This is a genomic window from Acidobacteriota bacterium (assembly GCA_009691245.1).
Lineage (GTDB): Bacteria > Acidobacteriota > Terriglobia > 2-12-FULL-54-10 > 2-12-FULL-54-10 > SHUM01.
The window spans coordinates 1-17,698 of record SHUM01000065.1 but is presented as its reverse complement, the minus strand read 5'-3'; the positions used below and the strand labels follow the sequence as shown (position 1 = coordinate 17,698).

The 17,698-nt window shown below is 61.6% G+C and carries 7 protein-coding genes; 4 read left to right on the top strand and 3 right to left on the bottom strand.

Translation table 11 applies throughout. The features are described from left to right. Positions 1 to 2,807: 2,807 nt before the first annotated feature. A complete protein-coding gene (locus EXQ56_13145; protein MSO21377.1) occupies positions 2,808 to 4,859 on the top strand; it encodes a quinonprotein alcohol dehydrogenase in 2,052 nt (683 codons plus the stop codon). Between the two features lie 43 nt (positions 4,860 to 4,902). Here the strand turns inward: EXQ56_13145 and EXQ56_13140 are convergent, their stop codons facing one another. From EXQ56_13140 to EXQ56_13130, 3 genes are read right to left on the bottom strand one after another with little or no spacing between them, the layout of a single operon-like run. Continuing rightward, entirely contained in the window at positions 4,903 to 6,492 is a 1,590-nt protein-coding gene (locus EXQ56_13140) for an ankyrin repeat domain-containing protein (protein ID MSO21376.1), read from the bottom strand. A gap of 18 nt (positions 6,493 to 6,510) precedes the next feature. Continuing rightward, positions 6,511 to 7,854 (bottom strand): DUF1552 domain-containing protein, encoded by a 1,344-nt coding sequence (locus EXQ56_13135; protein MSO21375.1) that lies wholly within the window; start codon positions 7,852 to 7,854, stop codon positions 6,511 to 6,513. Next, positions 7,851 to 10,259: a DUF1592 domain-containing protein gene (locus EXQ56_13130; protein MSO21374.1), complete on the bottom strand. Its 2,409-nt coding sequence runs from the start codon at positions 10,257 to 10,259 to the stop codon at positions 7,851 to 7,853. Before EXQ56_13130 ends, EXQ56_13135 begins: the two co-directional genes overlap by 4 nt. 465 nt (positions 10,260 to 10,724) lie before the next feature. Between EXQ56_13130 and EXQ56_13125 the strand changes: the two genes are divergently transcribed. From EXQ56_13125 to EXQ56_13115, 3 genes are read left to right on the top strand one after another with little or no spacing between them, the layout of a single operon-like run. Further along, on the top strand, positions 10,725 to 13,145 hold the full coding sequence (locus tag EXQ56_13125; protein MSO21373.1) for a DUF1592 domain-containing protein: 2,421 nt from the start codon (positions 10,725 to 10,727) through the stop codon (positions 13,143 to 13,145). Beyond that, positions 13,142 to 14,491 carry a DUF1552 domain-containing protein gene (locus EXQ56_13120; GenBank protein ID MSO21372.1) on the top strand — a complete coding sequence of 450 codons (1,350 nt, stop codon included), beginning with the start codon at positions 13,142 to 13,144 and terminating at the stop codon, positions 14,489 to 14,491. The genes EXQ56_13125 and EXQ56_13120 overlap by 4 nt, the downstream gene beginning before the upstream one ends. A gap of 28 nt (positions 14,492 to 14,519) precedes the next feature. Further along, the gene (locus EXQ56_13115; protein ID MSO21371.1) at positions 14,520 to 16,217 is read left to right on the top strand and encodes an ankyrin repeat domain-containing protein; all 1,698 of its coding nucleotides are present in this window, start codon (positions 14,520 to 14,522) and stop codon (positions 16,215 to 16,217) included. Positions 16,218 to 17,698 lie beyond the last annotated feature (1,481 nt).

Here is a 17,698-nt window from a genome sequence, read left to right as displayed (position 1 = left end):
GCAGCGGCGCGCCGTTTCGCTCCAACAACTATCTGATGGACGGCGCGATCATGCAGAACCTGATCGTCTCCACCGCGGCCTCGGCCAGCGGCGCATCGCTCGGCCTGGAGGGCATCCGGGAATTTCGCATCATTAGCAATTCGTTCAGCGCGGAATACGGCATGACCATGGGCAGCCAGGTCGTCATGGTCAGCAAGTCGGGCACGAACACGCTGCACGGCTCGCTATTTGAGTACCTCCGCAATAGCGCGCTCGATGCGCGCAACTTCTTCGACTACAAGACGGAGGCCTCCAAGCGGCGCTCGCCGCCGTTTGTGCGCAACAACTTCGGCGGCTCGATCGGCGGGCCCGTCCGCAAAGACGCCACATTTTTCTTCCTCACCTATGAAGGTCTGCGCGAGCGGCTGGGCGTTACCAAGATTTCCGCAGTCCCCGGAGTCGGCTGCCGCGGCGGGGCCGGCGCAGTGGTTACCCGCGATGCCTGCCCGCAGTTGCCTGAGCTCGTCGGGCAGCCTGCCTCCGCGCAGGTGGCTACAGTCTCGCCGGTGATCGCGCCGTGGATTGCCATCTTCCCGCTGCCGAACCTCTCCGGCAACCGCTACACCTTCCCGTTCACGCAGCCTACGAATGAACTATTCGCGCAGGGCCGCGGCGACCACAGCTTCTCTGATGCGGACAGTTTTTTCGGCCGCTACACCATCAACGACTCCCAGCAGAATCAGATTCTGGACACTCCGGATTTCAGCCAGTCGCTGGTCAGCCGCAACCAGTTCGCCACGGTTTCGGAGAATCATGTCCTATCGCCCACGGCCATTAACACGGCACGGCTGTCCTACAGCCGCACGTTCAGCGATAACCAGTCGCCATCCAAGTACACCGGCCCGCAGTACGCGTTTATTCCGGGCAAGGCGATGGGCGTGGTAAATATCGCCGGCATCGGCTCCTATGGCCCGTCCAGCACCACTCCGGCCATTTACAATCAGGGCATCTTTACCTTCAGCGATGATATGTTCAACACCCTCGGGAGACATTCGCTGAAGTATGGCGTGCTCATCAACCACTTCCGCCAGTACGTTACCGTGAGCACCGACAATCGAGGCTCCGTGCAGTTCGCCAACGTCCGAGACTTCCTGGAGGGCCGCGCGCAGTCGTATTCGGCCATCACGCCAGGCTCGGACCTGAGTCGCATCCACTACTACACGACCTATGGCTTCTATGTGCAGGATGACTATCAGGTGCAGCCAAATCTGACGCTAAACCTGGGCCTGCGCTACGAGTTCAATACCGACCCATCCGAAGTGCGTGGACGCGGCGCGGCATTGCGCGACATCGTGCACGACACCAAAACTACGTTGGGGCTACCTGTCCAGAACGACTCGAAGCGCAACTTCGGCCCGCGGCTGGGCTTCGCCTGGAACGCCACCGGCGATGGCAAGACGTCGGTCCGCGGCGGCTTCGGCATGCTCTATGACATTGGCCTGCTGGGGGCGACACTAGTGGTTACCATTACCTCCACCCCGCCGTTCTCCAGCACCAGCACCGTGGCGGGATTCCCGATCATCAATTCACTGCCGTTGGCCTATGATCGGGCCACAATCGGCAATACCATCCGCGGCGCCGACTACCACATGAAGCAGCCCTATATGTTCCACTACAATCTAACCGTTGACCGCCAATTGCCCTGGAACTCGGCGCTCTCGCTCGGCTACGTGGGATCCAAGGGCACCAACATCGTCACCGAGATCGAAGGCAATCCATCGGTTCCCGACATTCTTCCCAGTGGCCGCATGTTCTGGCCGTCGGTGCGCCGCAGAAACCAGGCTTGGGGTCCCATGTTGCTGGGTGCCACCGGCATCAACTCCCATTACCACTCGCTGCAGTTTGGCCTGAAGAAGGAAGCCGGGCACGGCCTGGTATTCCAGAGCTCCTACACGTGGTCCAAGTCGATTGATGAAACGCAGGGGCAGCTCGGCGGCGACATTACCACGGAGAGCGTGGTGGCGATGGATCCCTACAACCGCAAGACGGACCACGGCCGCTCCGCCTTCGACATTGAGCACAACTGGCGGCTGAACACGCTGTATTCCCTGCCGGGAATCTCCAAGGGCGGGGTTGCTGGGGCAGTTCTAAATGGCTGGCGGGTGGGCAGCATCGTGTCGCTGCAGTCTGGCTTCCCCTTCACCATCAACATCCTGGCCAACCGCTCCCGGAATGGCGTGCAGACTGGACAGCGCGACCGGCCGGATCTGGTGGCTGGGCGTACAGGCGCCAATATTGCAACCGGCACCACCGCCGGCTGCACGGGTGTGGTTGCGGGCCAGAAGCTAGGCACACCGGAGCTGTACTATGACCCCTGCGCGTTCACCCTCGCTGAACCTGGCTTCCTCGGTACAGCGGGGAGAAACTTCATCAGTGGACCCGGCCTGGCAACGGTGGACCTGTCGTTCAGCAAGGACACTGCCATCCACAAGCTCGGCGAAAGTGGCAGGATGGAGTTCCGCGCGGAAACTTTCAACATCCTCAACCGCGTGAACTTCGAATCACCCGACCGGATTCTCTTCTCCGGTTCCCTGCCCACCGAATCACCACTGCGCACCGCCGCGCGAATCACCGGCGCGGGCACGGGGCGGCAGATTCAGTTCGCTCTGAAATTGCTGTTCTAGCGTTCCTCGTTTTTTCGCCCGTTACGGGTGAGCCGGCGGTCCGGCTCACCCGGGCGGGTTCTTCCCCGCCATCTCTGCTCAGCAGTCGTCACCACGGGCCGGTTGGCGGTTCCAACCGAAGGATTCGCCGTTACGGAGATTCCCATGCGAACTCGAGTTAGCTTCCCACTGGTGTGTTCGCTGCTGCTGGTCAGCATTGCCGCCGGGTTGATCGACGCGCAGCAGTTTTCCATCCCGCCCGCCCCGGCTTTCACCGGGCAGCAAATGGCCGCGCTGCCCACCACCGGATGGCTGACCAATGGCGGAGACCATTACAACCGGCGCTACTCGCCGCTGAAACAGCTCAACCGCGACACTGTCGGCAACCTCAAGGCTGTCTGGCGCACACATCTGAACGGGTCAGGGCTCGAGCCGAAGTACTCGGGCGAGGCTACACCCATCGTCCACAACGGAGTCATCTACGTGGTCACTGGCGCCGACGATGTGTTCGCGCTGAGCGTGGATGACGGGCGCATCCTGTGGTCCTACGCCGCCAAACTCGATCCGAAAAATGACACGGTCTGTTGCGGCTGGACCAGCCGCGGCGTGGCGCTCGGCGATGGCCGCGTCTATGTGGGCCAGCTCGACGGCAAGCTGGTGGCGCTCGATCAGCAGACGGGCAAAGTAGCCTGGTCCGTGCAGGCAGAACGCTGGCAGGAAGGCTTCACCATCACCAGCGCGCCGCTCTATTTCGACGGGCTGGTTATCACCGGCTTTGCGGGCGCCGAATACGGCGTGCGCGGACGCGTGAAGGCTTTCGATGCGCGCGACGGCCATCTCGTGTGGACCTTCTACACCATTCCCGGCCCCGGCGAGATCGGCCACGATACCTGGCCGCAAAACAACGACTATTGGCAGCACGGCGGTGGCACCGTCTGGCAGACGCCCGCGGCGGACCCCGAGTTGGGCCTGCTCTACTTTTCCACCGGCAATGCCGGCCCCGACTTTGGCGGGGGCGTGCGCCCCGGCGACAATCTGTTTTCTTCGTCCATCGTGTCCGTTGAGGCCAAGACTGGCAAGTACCGGTGGCACTTTCAACAGGTGCATCACGATCTTTGGGACTACGACAGCCCCAGCCCGGTGGTACTTTTCGACATTCAATACCAAGGCAAGCTGCGCAAGGCCCTCGCCGAACCGGGCAAGACCGGATGGGTCTATATTCTGGATCGCATCACCGGCAAGCCGCTCGTGGGCATAGTCGAGCGGCCCGTGCCGCAGGAGCCGCGCCAGGCCACCTCGAAAACGCAGCCCTATCCCATCGGCGACGCCTTCGTGCCGCAGTCCATCGACATTGCCCCTGAAGGGTTCAATCTGGTCAACGGCGGCCGCATCTTCACGCCCTACTGGACCACGCCCGTCGTGGCCCGCCCCGGACAGGGCGGCGGCGCGAACTGGCCGCCGAGCTCGTACGACATTGAGGCGGGGCTGCTCTACGTCTGCGCGCAGGACCGCACCGGCGTGTTCACCGCCGGCGAGGATGCCGACAAAATACCCGAACCGGGCAAGCGTTACGTCGGCGGAGTATTCGGCAATATCCCCTGGTCGGTGACCGGTATTCTCGCCGCGCTCGATATGCGCACGAACAAGCTGGTCTGGCAACAGCGCTGGCCGGAGCGCTGCTACAGCGGATCAGTGGTAACAGCGGGAGGATTGCTCTTTGTCGGCCGCGGCGACGGCCGGCTGACGGCCCTCAATTCGACCAACGGAAAACTTCTTTGGCAGTTCCAGACCGGCGCCGGCGTGAACGCGCCAGCCAGCGTGTTCGAGCATCGCGGCGCGCAGTACGTGGTGGCCTACTCGGGCGGCAGTTCATTTGCCAGCTCGCCGCGCGGCGACAGTATCTGGCTGTTCTCGCTGAATGGCAAAATGGCCCCCATGGAACCGGCTCCCGCGACGACGGCTACTTCTGCTCCCTTGCCGGTTGCCAATACCACAGCCGGCGGCGCGGTCTTCAAGTCCATGTGTGCAATCTGCCACGGTGACAATGGCCAGGGAGGGACCGGCGGTGGACCGGCATTAACCAGCGCTACAAGTATGGAGGCCGTGGCGGCACTGGTAACAAATGGCCGGGACCAGATGCCTGCCTTCGGCGGCAAGCTAACCGCCGAGCAAGTACGCGATGTGAGCACATTTGTTACGCAGATGCTTACACACTGATGCAGCCGCAGCTCTATCCAGCGTCCGATTCATGCACTCATTGCTATTTGGAAGTTTTCAGCGGCGTGGCGCTGTCCTTCACCACGTCCATCACCTGCACGCCGGCTTCTTCCAGGGATTTCGCACCGAGCCGGCGCAGCAATTCCACGGTGGAGGGATGTGGTCCGAACGGCGACTTGGATACGTTGTAAGTCCCTTTTGTGATCACACCCGAGGCCAGGCTCAACGGCGTCTGCCCCATTGAGTCCATCACTTCCATCCTGGCCCCCTGTTGAACTAGATACTCAATGATGTCGTTTGAGCCAATGCGCGCGGCCCCATGCAGCGCGCATTGCGCATCGTCCTGGTTCACCGCATCCGGCTTCGCACCGTGCGCCAGCAGCAGCTTGATCGCCTCCAACGCACCAGTTTCATCGCCTGGCAGGCGATCCTCGCTACGTCCCACGCCGGCAGCCAGCATCAGCGCCGTGGTGTTCTTTTCCGTCGCGATCGAGGGGTCCGCGCCATGATCAAGCAGCATCCGCACCAGTTCCACATCGGAGGATGCGGCGGCCAGCACCAGCGGCGTGGCTCCAACCGGGCTAATAAGCGAGCCGCTCTCCGGATTCCGCTTCAGCCGCACGTTCGGGTTGGCGCCCTTGTCAAGCAGGACTTTTGCCAGCCGCGTCATATTGGGCCGCCGCGCCAATGGCGAGTCGCCCATGCCGTTGGAGTCCTGGCGGTTCACGTAGACAATTCCCTTGCGCACTGCATAATGCAGCACCGAACCGCTGGAGTCCGACGCGTTTGGATTGGCGCCGTGCTCGGCCAGGAAAATGGCCATCTCCTCCTGGCCGCTGATGGTAGCCAGCAGCAGTGGCGTCATCTGCCCGCGCGACTCGACCACGCGCATGTATCCAGCCGCGGTGAAGGCGCCGCGATTGCTCTGCACTGCGCCAGAGGCATCATCGACATCCGCGCCGGCCTGCAATAGCAGTTGGGTCGCGGCGATATCACCCTGCTGTGCCGCAAAAAGCAACGGGGTGAATCCACCCGTCGAGCGCGACCGCACATCTGCTCCATGCTCAATGAGAGCTTTGGCCGCATCCGGATGCCGCTCGGAAATCGCCCACATGAGCGCGGTCTGACCGCCCAGCTTCTCCCGTGCATTCACATCCGCTCCGTGCTCAATCAGCAACTGGATGGCGCGGACACTGCCCGAACCAGCAGCAGTCATCAGTGGGGTCTCACCGGTGGGAGTGGACTGCTTGGGATCGGCTCCAGCACGCAGAAGCTTCTCAATCATCGCGGGAGTGCCGTTCTGGCAGGCCAGCGAAAGCGGAGTCCAGCCAAGACGGTTTGCCGCGTCCACTTTCGCGCCAGCGCGCAACAGCAGGTCGGCCATTTCGAGATCATCCCAATGCGCGGCCCACGCCAGTGCCGTGGCGCCATCTGATTGGGGCGCGTTCACATCCGCTTTGGAGCGGATAAGCGCCTGCACCGCTGCGCGGTCCTGGCCCCGGGCGGCATCCGCAACCCGGCTGTCGGCAGCCGGCGCCACACCCGGGAAAAGCAGCAGGCACACCAGAACCCGCCCGGCCAAGTAATTCCAACGAGATGTATCCCTAGATTTCATCCGGACTTCTAACTCCATGCTCCACCCGAAAGCTTCCTACAGCGCCAGCTTCGCGCTGCTGTCTCCGAAGGAACTTGCACTCACGCCGAATTGATTCAGCAGTGTTACATAGAAATTCGACATAGGCGTGTGCTGCGGAAATCTCACATGCCGGCCCATGCGCAGCTTCACGCCACCACCCATCAGCAGCACGGGAAGGTCGTGATTGAGGTGAATGTTTCCATCGCTGATGCAGCAGCCATAAAGGGCGGCCACGTGGTCGAGCAGGGTCCCATCGCCATCCGGCGTCGCACTGAGCCGCTCCAGAAAGTATGCAAACAGCTGCGTGTGCAGCAGGTCAATCTTGGTGACTTTGGAGATTTTGACCGGATCACCCTGGTGGTGTGTCAGCGGATGGTAAGCGTCGGAGATACCAAGTTCGTCAAAGACGCGCGTACCCTGCTCGCGGCCCATCATGAATGTGGCCACGCGTGTGATGTCGCTCTGGAAAGCAAGAACCTCGAGATCGAACATCAGCTTGGTGTGCTCGGTATATTTGGCCGGCACACCAGCGGGGCGGTCAAAATTAGGCAGCTCGCGCGCCGACTGTTCTTCAGCCAGCTGAATGCGGCGCTCGACATCGCGGACGGAATCGAAGTAGTCCGACATCTTCTGCCCGTCGGCGGCTCCAAGCTTCTTAAGGAGGCTGGCCGAGCTCTGGCTGACGTAATCCAGCACGCTGCGGTCTTCTTGCATGCGTGCTATCCGCGCCTGCCTGTCGGTGCTGTTGGCATCGCCGAACATCCGCTCGAATACCTCCCGCGGATGATTCAGCATTGGCACCGGCGCATTGGGAGTGCGCCAACAAAGCGTATTGCTGTAAGCGCAGGTGTAGCCCGTATCGCAAACGCCCAGCAGATCGGCTGCGTCCACCCCTAGCTCAAGCGACCCCAGCTGTGTCTTCTTCTCCGCCTCCTTGGCCAACACCTGGTCCACGGAGACACCGACGCGAAAATCAGCGCCTTCGGTACGCTTGGGATGAGCGCCGGTGAGAAATACGGAGCTGGCGCGAGGATGGAACCCCCCGGCTTCATCGGCCACCAGCGCTCGTGCGTTGCTATGCGCCAGCCCGCTGATCACCAACATCTTCTGACGGAAGGGAGCAAGCGGCTCGAGCGTGGGGGTAAGCTGGAAATTCGCGCCCTCCGCCTCCGGGGTCCAGCGATTCATGATGATGCCGTTCGGCACGTAGGACGTGGAGAAGCGCTGCGGCGTCAAGTCATCGGTGTCGGTGGTGCCAGCGAACGCGGGCACCATGGCGTCTAGCAACGGCAGCGCGAGGACGCTGCCGGCGCCGCGGAGAAATGTCCGTCGGGGAACCGCTTTGCGAAAATTCATCATTGTGTCCGGGACCTCCGCATTTGGAATGGAGCGCTACGTACAACTTCGCTGATCAACGTGTGCCACCGGTACCCATCCTTCGCCGCTGCGCGCAGCGCCTTGCGAATGGCCAGGCCGTCATAATACTCCACGCCGCGGCCAAGCGCGTAAGTGAACAGCCGCTCGGCAACCACGCGGGCGAAGCTGTCACCCCGCTTCAGCAGAATCTGTCGCAGCTCCGCCGGTCCATTGAATTTGGCGCCATCCGGCAGAGCGCCGGAAGCATCGATGGGCACTTGTGCGCCGCCGCTGACGGTGCGCCACTTGCCGAGCGCGTCAAAGTTCTCTAGCGCAAAACCTAACGGGTCCATGCGCGCGTGACAACTGGCGCAGGCCGAATTCGCCCTGTGCTTCTCCATCTGCTGGCGCATCGAAACCACTTTCCCGTCGGCGCCCCGGTCCTGCAGCGAAGGAACGTTCGGGGGGGGTGGTGGAGGCGGAGAGCCAAGTAAGTTCTCCAGAATCCACTTTCCCCGCAACGTGGGGGATGTGCGGTTGGGATACGATGTCACCGTCAGGATCGCTCCTTGGCCTAGTAGCCCGAAGCGATTGGCATCTGCCAGTCTGACCTTGCGGAAGTGGCTGCCGTATACATTTTCAATGCCGTAGTGTCGCGCCAGCCGCTCATTGACGAACGTATAATCAGCACTTAGCAAATCAAGCAGACTGCGGTTCTCCCGCAGCATGCTCGAGAAAAAGAGCTCCGTCTCGCGCTGCAAAGCCTCGCGCAAGTTCTCATCGAACTCAGGAAATTCCTTAGGGTCCGGGACGGACTTCTCGATGTTACGCAGGTAGAGCCACTGCCCCGCAAAGTTTGCCACCAGCGCGGAGGATCGCCGGTCGGCCAACATCCGCGTCACCTGCCGCTGCAGCACCGCCGGAGATGTCAGCCTGCCGCTCTCTGCTTCCCGCAGCAACTCTTCGTCCGGAAGGCTGCTCCATAGAAAGAACGAGAGGCGTGAAGCCAGTTCCACCGGCGTCAATCGATACGGCTTGTCAGGAGGCCCTGCGGCTGGATCCATCTCAATACGGAACAGAAATTCCGGCGATGCCAGAACGGACCGCAGCGCGATCTCGATTCCCTTTTCAAAACCGCCCGCTTGGGCTCCGGCCCGGAAGGTGGCCAGCAGCGGAGCGAGATCATCCTTATTGACTGGGCGACGGAAGGCCCGTCGCGCTAGACCGCTGATAATCTGATTCGCGCAACTCTCCGCTTCCTGGTCGCGGGCCGGGTGGCAGCTGAAGACTCGCTCCCGGCTGGGAGACTTCCCCACGCCTTGCGGATTGTACGGGCCGCCAATGATCAGGCTGCCGAGCGAAAGGTCGTCGCTCAGGTCCGCGCCGCGGGCTCGCAGAATTCCCTCGGGCTTAGAAACATATTCGCGTGGGAACGAGACACTCACACGATGGGGGCCGGCCGAAACCGGGATGCGGAAATTCAACCCCTCGTCCGCCGGGGGAGCAACATTCGCATAAGTGTTGTTGCCCGCGCCCGCTGCCGAAGGCTGCAACGTGGGTCCCAGATAGACATCCGGGCCACCCGCGGTCAGCGTCTTCACCAGCGCGGAGTCAATCGTAATTTCAATGCGATGCGGCTTGGTCAGCAAACCAAGAATCACGGAGCCGTCATAGCTCCTCTTCAGCCGGAGCCGAATGGAATACTCGGCATCCAGGGGGAAATTGTGAGTGATGGAGATACCGCCGCGCGACCCGAATGGCGTGTCCTCGCCGGGCCGGTCGTCCTGTATGTAGTAGCGCGGCACCTGATAGGTTATCTCGGCCGGCTGCGTTTCCATGCTGCCGATGGCGATCCGGCTGATGGCGCGGGCAGCAGCCAGATATCGCTCCATCAGCAGCGGTGAGACCGTCAGCACATCGCCGATATTATCGAATCCGTAGCTGCTGTCATCGGCTGGCAGCATGGCTTTAGCGTCAATCTCTACGGCCAGTAGGTCGCGGACCGAATGGGCATACTCGATCCGATTCAGACGATGGATGCCGGGCCGGCCAGGATTCGGATTCGCAGCCCACACTGCGTCCAGGGAGTTCTCCAGGTATTCGATCATCGAGCGATAGGCCGCAGCGTCCGGCCGTGGCAATCCCGCGGGGGGCATGGCCTCGGCGTGCAACTTCTGGAGCACCTTCTCCCAGACCGCGCCATTCTTTCCAATCTCGCTTACGTTCTCGTTGTCGAGCGAAAGACCTGCAGTTTTCAGCTGAGAGTTATGGCACTTTGTGCAGAATTGATTAATAAACACTTGTGGAGTTGGGTGGGCAGGAGTAGACAAGGAGTTCTGGCGGCCTTGGGAGAAGCCACAACTCGCAAATGCCAGCATGGCAATGAGCACAAAAATCTGCTGGCGCACGGTGCAGACCTCACAATCCCGGGGGCGGCCAAGCCTCCGAAATGGCTACAGCCACAAGAAAGCCCACCTAAGGATATACCACAGCCTAACCGGCAAAACAACCAGGCAGAACCTGACATGGTGCCGAAGATTTTCCCCGGCGTGGTAGTAACTAGTAGGAGTAGTTGATGGGTCATCAGAAAACTGAACCAAAACTAACTTTGAGCTTTGGTTCAGTTTTCTGAGGACTCATCAACTAATGACAAGCATCATGCGAACAAACATCATGCGACAGAAGTGCAAGCTCAAAATTAACTCTTAACCCAAGCAACCTGAATACGACAGAATCAACCCACCAACAGAAGATGGCGGAAGCCCCGGCAGATTATCCCCTGCAACTCTCCACACGATTGGGATAGAATTGTTCCACCGCTACGCATTCTCGAATGCGCCGAGCAGGAGGCAAAGGAAGGAGGAAAATAACAGGTGCCCGATACCTCCCGTCCAGATGGAGCAGTGGCCCGGAGATTTTTCTTCCTGTTGTTGGCCTTCGCCTTGCTGGGCGAAGCGCCCACCACTGCTTCGCCATTGGCTCCTGGCGCTGTTCTGGGTAAGTATTGCATTACCTGCCACAACGCAAAACTGAAGACCGGCGGGCTCACGCTCGACAGCCTTGACGCGTCGAAAGTAGCCGCCGCTGCGCCGGTGTGGGAAAAAGTTGTGCGCAAGTTGCGGACGGCCGCCATGCCTCCGGCTGGTGCGCCGCGGCCCGATCAGGACACTTACAACGCGTTGGCGGGCTATTTGGAAACGGAGCTGGATCGCGCTGCCGCAGCTAGGCCCAATCCAGGCCGGCCCGGTGTCCACCGCCTTAATCGCGCCGAATACGTCAACGCCATCCGGGACCTGCTGGCCATTGATACGGACGCCGTGGACATCCGCTCGCTGCTGCCGGCGGATGACTCCGGCTACGGCTTCGACAACATCGGCGACAACTTGTCGGTCTCGGCTTTGCTCATGGAGCGCTACCTCTCGGCGGCGCGGAAAATCAGCAGGATGGCGGTGGGTGATCCAGAGCTGCGCCCCGACTCAGTTAGCTATGATGTCTCCAGATTCTTGAGTCAGCGGGACACGGTGAGCGAGGATCTGCCGTTTGGGTCGCGCGGCGGCGTGGCCGTCCGCCACTATTTTCCGCTCGACGGTGAATACCTGATCAAAGTTCGGCTGAAGACCAGTTACGACGGTGCCGTGGTGCTTGGCCTGGCGCAACAACAGCAGGTGGACGTTCGTCTGGATGGCGCTCGCGTGAAGCTTTTCACCATTGGTGGCAGCGGGCGGCGCGAGCAGACGGCGTTTGACTTGGAGGGCAAGGCGCCGCAGGCACCCGACGCGGGGCTCGAAGTCCGCATCGCGGTGAAGACGGGCACGCGCATCGTGGGCGTTACCTTTCCGGCCCACCCGTCGAAGCCCGAGGACATTCTTCAGCCGCGTCTGGCCGAAGAGGAGACTGATCAGCCCGGAGCTGGCAGCGTGATCATCGAGGGGCCGCTCGACGCCACCAACCCCACCGGCCCCACTGGCGCTCCAAGCCCAGGTGATACGGCGAGCCGTAGTCGCATCTTCCTTTGTCGCCCGGCGGCTGGTAAAGATGAGAAAGCCTGCGCGGTGAGCATTCTCCGCACGCTGGCCCGTCGCGCCTACCGTAGACCGATTACCGCCGCCGACACCGTCACGCTGCTGGTGCCGTTCAACTCCGTGGCGGCGGAACGGGGTTTTGAGGCGGGCATCGAAGCCGCGCTGCAACGTATGCTGGTGTCACCCGAGTTTCTCTTCCGTGTCGAGAACGATCCTTCCAGGGCGGTACCCAACACCGCTTATCGCATCCCGGACATGGAACTGGCCTCGCGCCTGTCATTCTTTCTTTGGAGCAGCATTCCAGATGACACACTGCTGAGCGTCGCGGAGCAGGGCAGGCTGAAAAATCCCCAGGAACTGGAGCGGCAGGTCCGCCGCATGTTGATTGACCCGCGCGCCAAGGCGCTGGTCGACAACTTCGCCGGCCAGTGGCTCTATCTGCGCAACATCAGTACGGTGGCGCCCGACGTGGGCGAGTTTCCCGAGTTCGATGAAAATCTCCGCGAGGCGCTGCGCCAGGAGACGGAACTATTTTTCCAGGCGATGCTGCTCGAAGACCGCCCGTTGCGCGACCTGCTGGACGCCGATTTCACTTTTATGAACGAGCGGCTGGCTCGTCATTATGGCTATCCCGGCGTGTACGGCAATCGGTTCCGGCGAGTGACTGTAACTGACGAAAACCGCCGCGGCTTGCTCGGCCAGGCCAGCATACTCACTGTAACTTCCTATGCCAATCGCACCTCGCCGACGATTCGCGGTAAGTGGCTGCTTGAAAATATTCTGGGCGCCCCACCGCCGCCACCGCCGCCGAATGTCCCATCGCTGCAGGATCGCGGCGAAGATGGCAAGGTCCTCTCCGTTCGCCAGCAACTCGAGAAGCACCGCGCCAATCCGGCCTGTGCAAGTTGCCATGCGCGCATGGACCCGCTGGGTTTTGCGCTGGACAACTTCGACGGCATTGGCAAGTGGCGCACGGTCAGCGGCTCGGAGAGAATGCCAGTCGATGCCTCGGGGGTGCTTCCCGAGGGCACACGGTTCAACGGTCCGGCGGAGCTGCGCAAGATACTGCTCACTCGTTCGGATCAGTTTATAACTACAGTAACTGAAAAACTTTTGACTTACGCGCTGGGGCGCGGGTTGGATTACTACGACCAGCCCACCATGCGCAGAATCATACGTGAGTCAGCCGCCGGCGACCACCGCTGGTCCACGCTGATTTTGGCCATCGCCAGGAGCGCTCCGTTTCAAACGAGGAGGTCGAGAGAACCATGATGAACTTCAGGAAATCACTTCCCCGCCGCACATTCCTGCGCGGGCTCGGCGCGACGGTGGCGCTGCCACTGCTGGACAGCATGGCGCCGGCCTTTGCCGCCGCGCCGGCGGCGAACAAGCCAACCCGGGTGGCATTTGTGTACGTTCCCAACGGGATCGTCATGGACCGCTGGACGCCGAAGAAGGAAGGCGCGGGCTTCGACATTCCTGCCACGCTGGAGCCGTTGGCGCCGTTCCACGACCAGATGCTGATGCTGAGCGGCCTGGCGCACAACACCGGCATGGGCCTGGAGGGTGAGGGCGGCGGCGAGCACGCGCGCGCCAGCGCCGTCTTCCTGACCGGCATTCACCCCAAGCGCACCGAAGGCACCGACCTGCAGGCGGGCACCTCCATCGACCAGATCATCGCACAGGAGGCCGGCAAGCATACGCAGCTTGCTTCGCTGGAATTGGCGATTGACTCGACCGACGTCATCGGCATCTGTGACACTGGCTACAGTTGCGCGTACAGCAACACGCTCTGCTGGCGGACGGCAAGCACGCCGATGCCCATGGAGAATCAGCCGCGCGCCGTTTTCGAGCGCATGTTCGGCGACAGCGATTCGACCGACCCGAAGCAGCGCGAGTCGCGCATCCGGCAAGACCGCAGCATCCTCGACCTTGTTGTACAGGACGCCAACCGCTTGCTCGCGGGGCTAGGCAAGGGCGACAAGACCAAGCTCACCGAATATCTTGACGCCATCCGCGATATTGAACGGCGCATCCAGATGGCCGAGAGCCAGTCGAATCAGGAGTTGCCCCGTCTTGATCGTCCTACGGGAGTTCCAGCTACGTTCCGTGAGCACGCCCAACTGATGTTTGATCTACAGGTGCTGGCCTATCAGACCGACATGACGCGCGTGGCGACCTTCATGCTGGGCCGCGAGCAGAACACCCGCGTGTATCGCGAACTGGGGATTACGGACGCCTATCACCCGCTGACGCACCATCAGCACGATGCTGCGAAGATCGAAAAGGTCCTGAAGATTGACCGTCTGCACACCGAGGTGCTGGCCTACTTCATGGAAAAGATGAAGGCCACGCCGGATGGCGACGGCAACCTGTTGGACCATTCCATGATCGTCTACGGCAGCGCGTTGAGCGATGGCAACATGCACGTCCACAACGATCTGCCCATCCTGCTCGCCGGCGGAGGCAGCGGCCAGCTCAAGGGCGGGCGGCACATCCGTTACCCGCAGGATACTCCCACGACCAACCTGTATCTGGCGCTGCTCGAGAAGTTGGGCATGCCGGTCGAAAAATTCGGCGACAGCACCGGGAGACTCAGCCTGCTGGCTGGGGTGTAATCGCGGACTGGTTATCGAGGTGACTCACATGCGTTTACAAAGCAAACCGTTGCTGGGCGGCTGCCTGCTGGCGGCCATGACATTTGCAGGCACACGTGCGCTGGCCGGTGATCTGCGGTTGGCCGAAGCGGTGAAGCGCGGCGACCGGAAAGTGGTGGTGGCATTGTTGCAACAGCGCGCCGACGTAAATGCGGCGTTTCCGGATGGAGCGACGGCTCTGCTGTGGGCGGTCTACCAGAACGATTCCGAGACGGCCGAGTTGTTGATTCGCGCCGGAGCCGACGTGAATGCGGCCAATGAATATGGAGTTGCGCCGTTGATCTTGGTCGCCACCAATGGTAATACCGCACTGATAGAGAGTTTGCTGAAAGCCGGAGCGAACGCTAATGTGGCTAACATGGCGGGACTAACTCCGCTAATGGAAGCGACCCGGGCAGGCAGCGTCCAAGTTGTGCAGGCGCTGCTGGCCAAGGGTGCCCATGTGAATGCGGCGGAGACGGGCGGAGGGCAGACCGCGCTCATGTGGGCGGCCGCCGAGAAGCATCCCGAGGTGGCGCGCGTGCTGATCGCGCATGGGGCCGACATTCAGGCGCGGTCGAAAGAGGGATTCACTCCGCTGCTGTTTGCCGCGCAGCAAGGAGACATGCAGACCGTGCAGTTGCTGCTGGATGCGGGGGCGGACGTGAATGAAAGCATGCCCCTCAGGAAGTTTGCTCCGCAGGGCGAGCGACGCGTGCTGTATCTTCCTAGGAAAGAAGTCGGTGGGGAGCCGGGCAAGGAAAACTTCGCTGCAGGGTCAGTTGCCGGTGCGGTGGCAGATACGAAAGTCGGCCTGCCTCCCGCCGCCGACCCACGCACCGGGCTGACGGATCAGGGTGCTCCATTCGGGTCGGCTGCCGGGATGACTCCGCTGCTGCTGGCTAGCGCCAGCGGCCATGAAGAGCTGGCGCTTCACCTGATCGAGCGCGGCGCCGATGCCAAGGCTGCCGACGCCAATGGCACCACGGCGTTGCACTTCGCGTTTCTAAAAGGTCTGGCTTATTTAGGTGGGTCGTATGCGCATCTGGGCGCTAACGCCTACCTGTTCCGTCCGCACATGATGGACCTGGCCAAGGCGCTGCTGGCCCGGGGCGCCAAAGTGAACGCGCAGCTTACCAAGGATTCGCGGCTGCCGCGCGGCAGCTCGCCGCGCTTCAGCCTGGCGGGCGCAACGCCCTTCACGCTGGCCACGGCCTCGATGGAAATTCCGGCTATGAAGTTCCTGCTGGCCAACGGCGCGGACCCCATGCTGGGCATGAACAACAACACGACGCCACTGATGGTGATTGCCGGGCTGGGCTATCTGGATGTTCAGGACCGCACGAAGCAGCAGTGGGCCAGCGCGCTGGAGGCGGTGAAGATGCTGGTCGAGTTGGGCGCTGATGTGAATGCAGTCGGCGATAACGGTTTCACGGCGCTGCACGGCGCGGCTTACGTTGGCGCGGGCGACATTATAAAATACCTGGTGTCGAAGGGCGCCAAGCTCGAAGCACTGGACAAATTCGGTCAGACGCCGTTGAGCATCGCCGAAGGAGTGATCACCACAGGCATCGTGGACTTCTCGAAGAAACCGCATGGGCCGCACAAACCCACGGCCGACCTGCTGCTCAGCCTGGGCGCGATACCGCTGGAAAAATCTGGCGTTGAGCGCGTGGATGTACAGAAGGCCGCCGAAGTGATTCGGTAACGAAACCCGCTAGAAAATCAGCTTCAGCGCAAACTGGATTTGCCGCGCCGTAGTGCGCACGTCGGTGATGCGTCCCGCCAGTACGTTCCGCGCATTATTCGCATTGAACACGGTTCCGTTCGGCAGCGCGAAGTTGGCGCGATTTAGAATGTTGAACAGCTCGGAGCGAAACTGCAGTTGAGTGCGCTCGGAGATGCGCGTGGTCTTCAGCAGGTTGAAGTTGTAGGTCGCCAAACCGGGGCCGTAGATCGTGTTGCGGCCGACGTTGCCGAATACGCGCCGCGTGCAGGCCCCGCCCGCGCACTCCGGAGTCAGCTGAGGCAGCACGAATCCTGCGGTGTCGTAATAGTGGTCAGGATCTTTGCGGTACCCCTCGCGAACAGCATTCAGTTCAGCGCCGGGAACCAGATCAGGCTTTTGGCCGCCGCCTCCGTTTTGCGGCAACGAAGCAGCGTAATCGAAGCCGAGTACCATTGAGAATGGCGCGCCGGAGTTCAGTTGAACCACGCCGCTGAGCGACCAACCTTCCAAAGCCTTGCCGGCAATTCCCGTCCAGTCGCCGCCCAGCGCGCGCCCTGGCCCGATGGGCAGCTCATAAACATAATTGGTGGACCAGTAGTTGCGCAAATCCCAGGCAGAGGAGCCGCGATTGGCCTTGGTGTCGAATGGGAATGCCTCACCCACGCTGCCACCAAACTCGGGACCGGCGAAGACGCGATTTGAGTTGGTGTCTATAGACTTTGACCAACTATAGGAACTACTGATCTGCAATCCTCCGCTAAAACGCTTTTGGACGCCGAGCTGGAGGGAGTTGTAATAGGAGTCGTTGTTGGTATCGCGAAAAATATTCTGTGTGAAGTTGGGGTTCCGCCGCTGCGTGCCGAGCCGGATGTGGCGGCGTCCTTCGGCGCTCAACTGGGAAGGCGGCTGGTTTACATCCGACCAGAAGCCCAGCTCGTGAATACCGCGCCCGCCAGCATAGCCAAGGCTGAACAGCAAGTTGGGCAGCAGTTCGCGTTGAACGTCGAGGCTCCAGTTGATGCGGTAGGGTTGCGTGATCTTGAAGGCCAGCACGTCCAGCCGGGTAACTCCGGCGCCGGGACGGTCAAAATTGGCGTAGGCGTTGGGATAGATGACGGGCAGGCCCGGCGCGTCGGAGGCCAGTGTGGCGCAGTAGAAGGGACAGTTGTTATCGCCGGAGGCGGTGTATTCGGCGTTGCGTAGGGGCTCCTGAAAAAGGCCCACGCCGCCGCGCACGGAAGTCTTGCCGGTGCTGAACGGATCCCAGGCAAAGCCCACGCGCGGCAGGGCGTGCGCAAAGGCGGAAGCCTGCTCCCAGAACGGATCACCCACGGTGGTGTTCAGATCGCTGATCTGGCGCACGGTGGCGATCTTGCCGTTGACTTCGGTAGGCACCGAGGTCCACTCGAAGCGCACACCCAGGTTCCAGGTTAGATTCGGCAGGGCATGCCAGTCGTCCT

Bases quoted from the DNA above. Each gene is read 5' to 3' on its own strand.
- EXQ56_13145 (MSO21377.1), top strand. From the start codon at position 2,808: ATGCGAACTCGAGTTAGCTTCCCACTGGTGTGTTCGCTGCTGCTGGTC.
- EXQ56_13140 (MSO21376.1), bottom strand. From the start codon at position 6,492: ATGGAGTTAGAAGTCCGGATGAAATCTAGGGATACATCTCGTTGGAAT.
- EXQ56_13135 (MSO21375.1), bottom strand. From the start codon at position 7,854: ATGATGAATTTTCGCAAAGCGGTTCCCCGACGGACATTTCTCCGCGGC.
- EXQ56_13120 (MSO21372.1), top strand. From the start codon at position 13,142: ATGATGAACTTCAGGAAATCACTTCCCCGCCGCACATTCCTGCGCGGG.
- EXQ56_13115 (MSO21371.1), top strand. From the start codon at position 14,520: ATGCGTTTACAAAGCAAACCGTTGCTGGGCGGCTGCCTGCTGGCGGCC.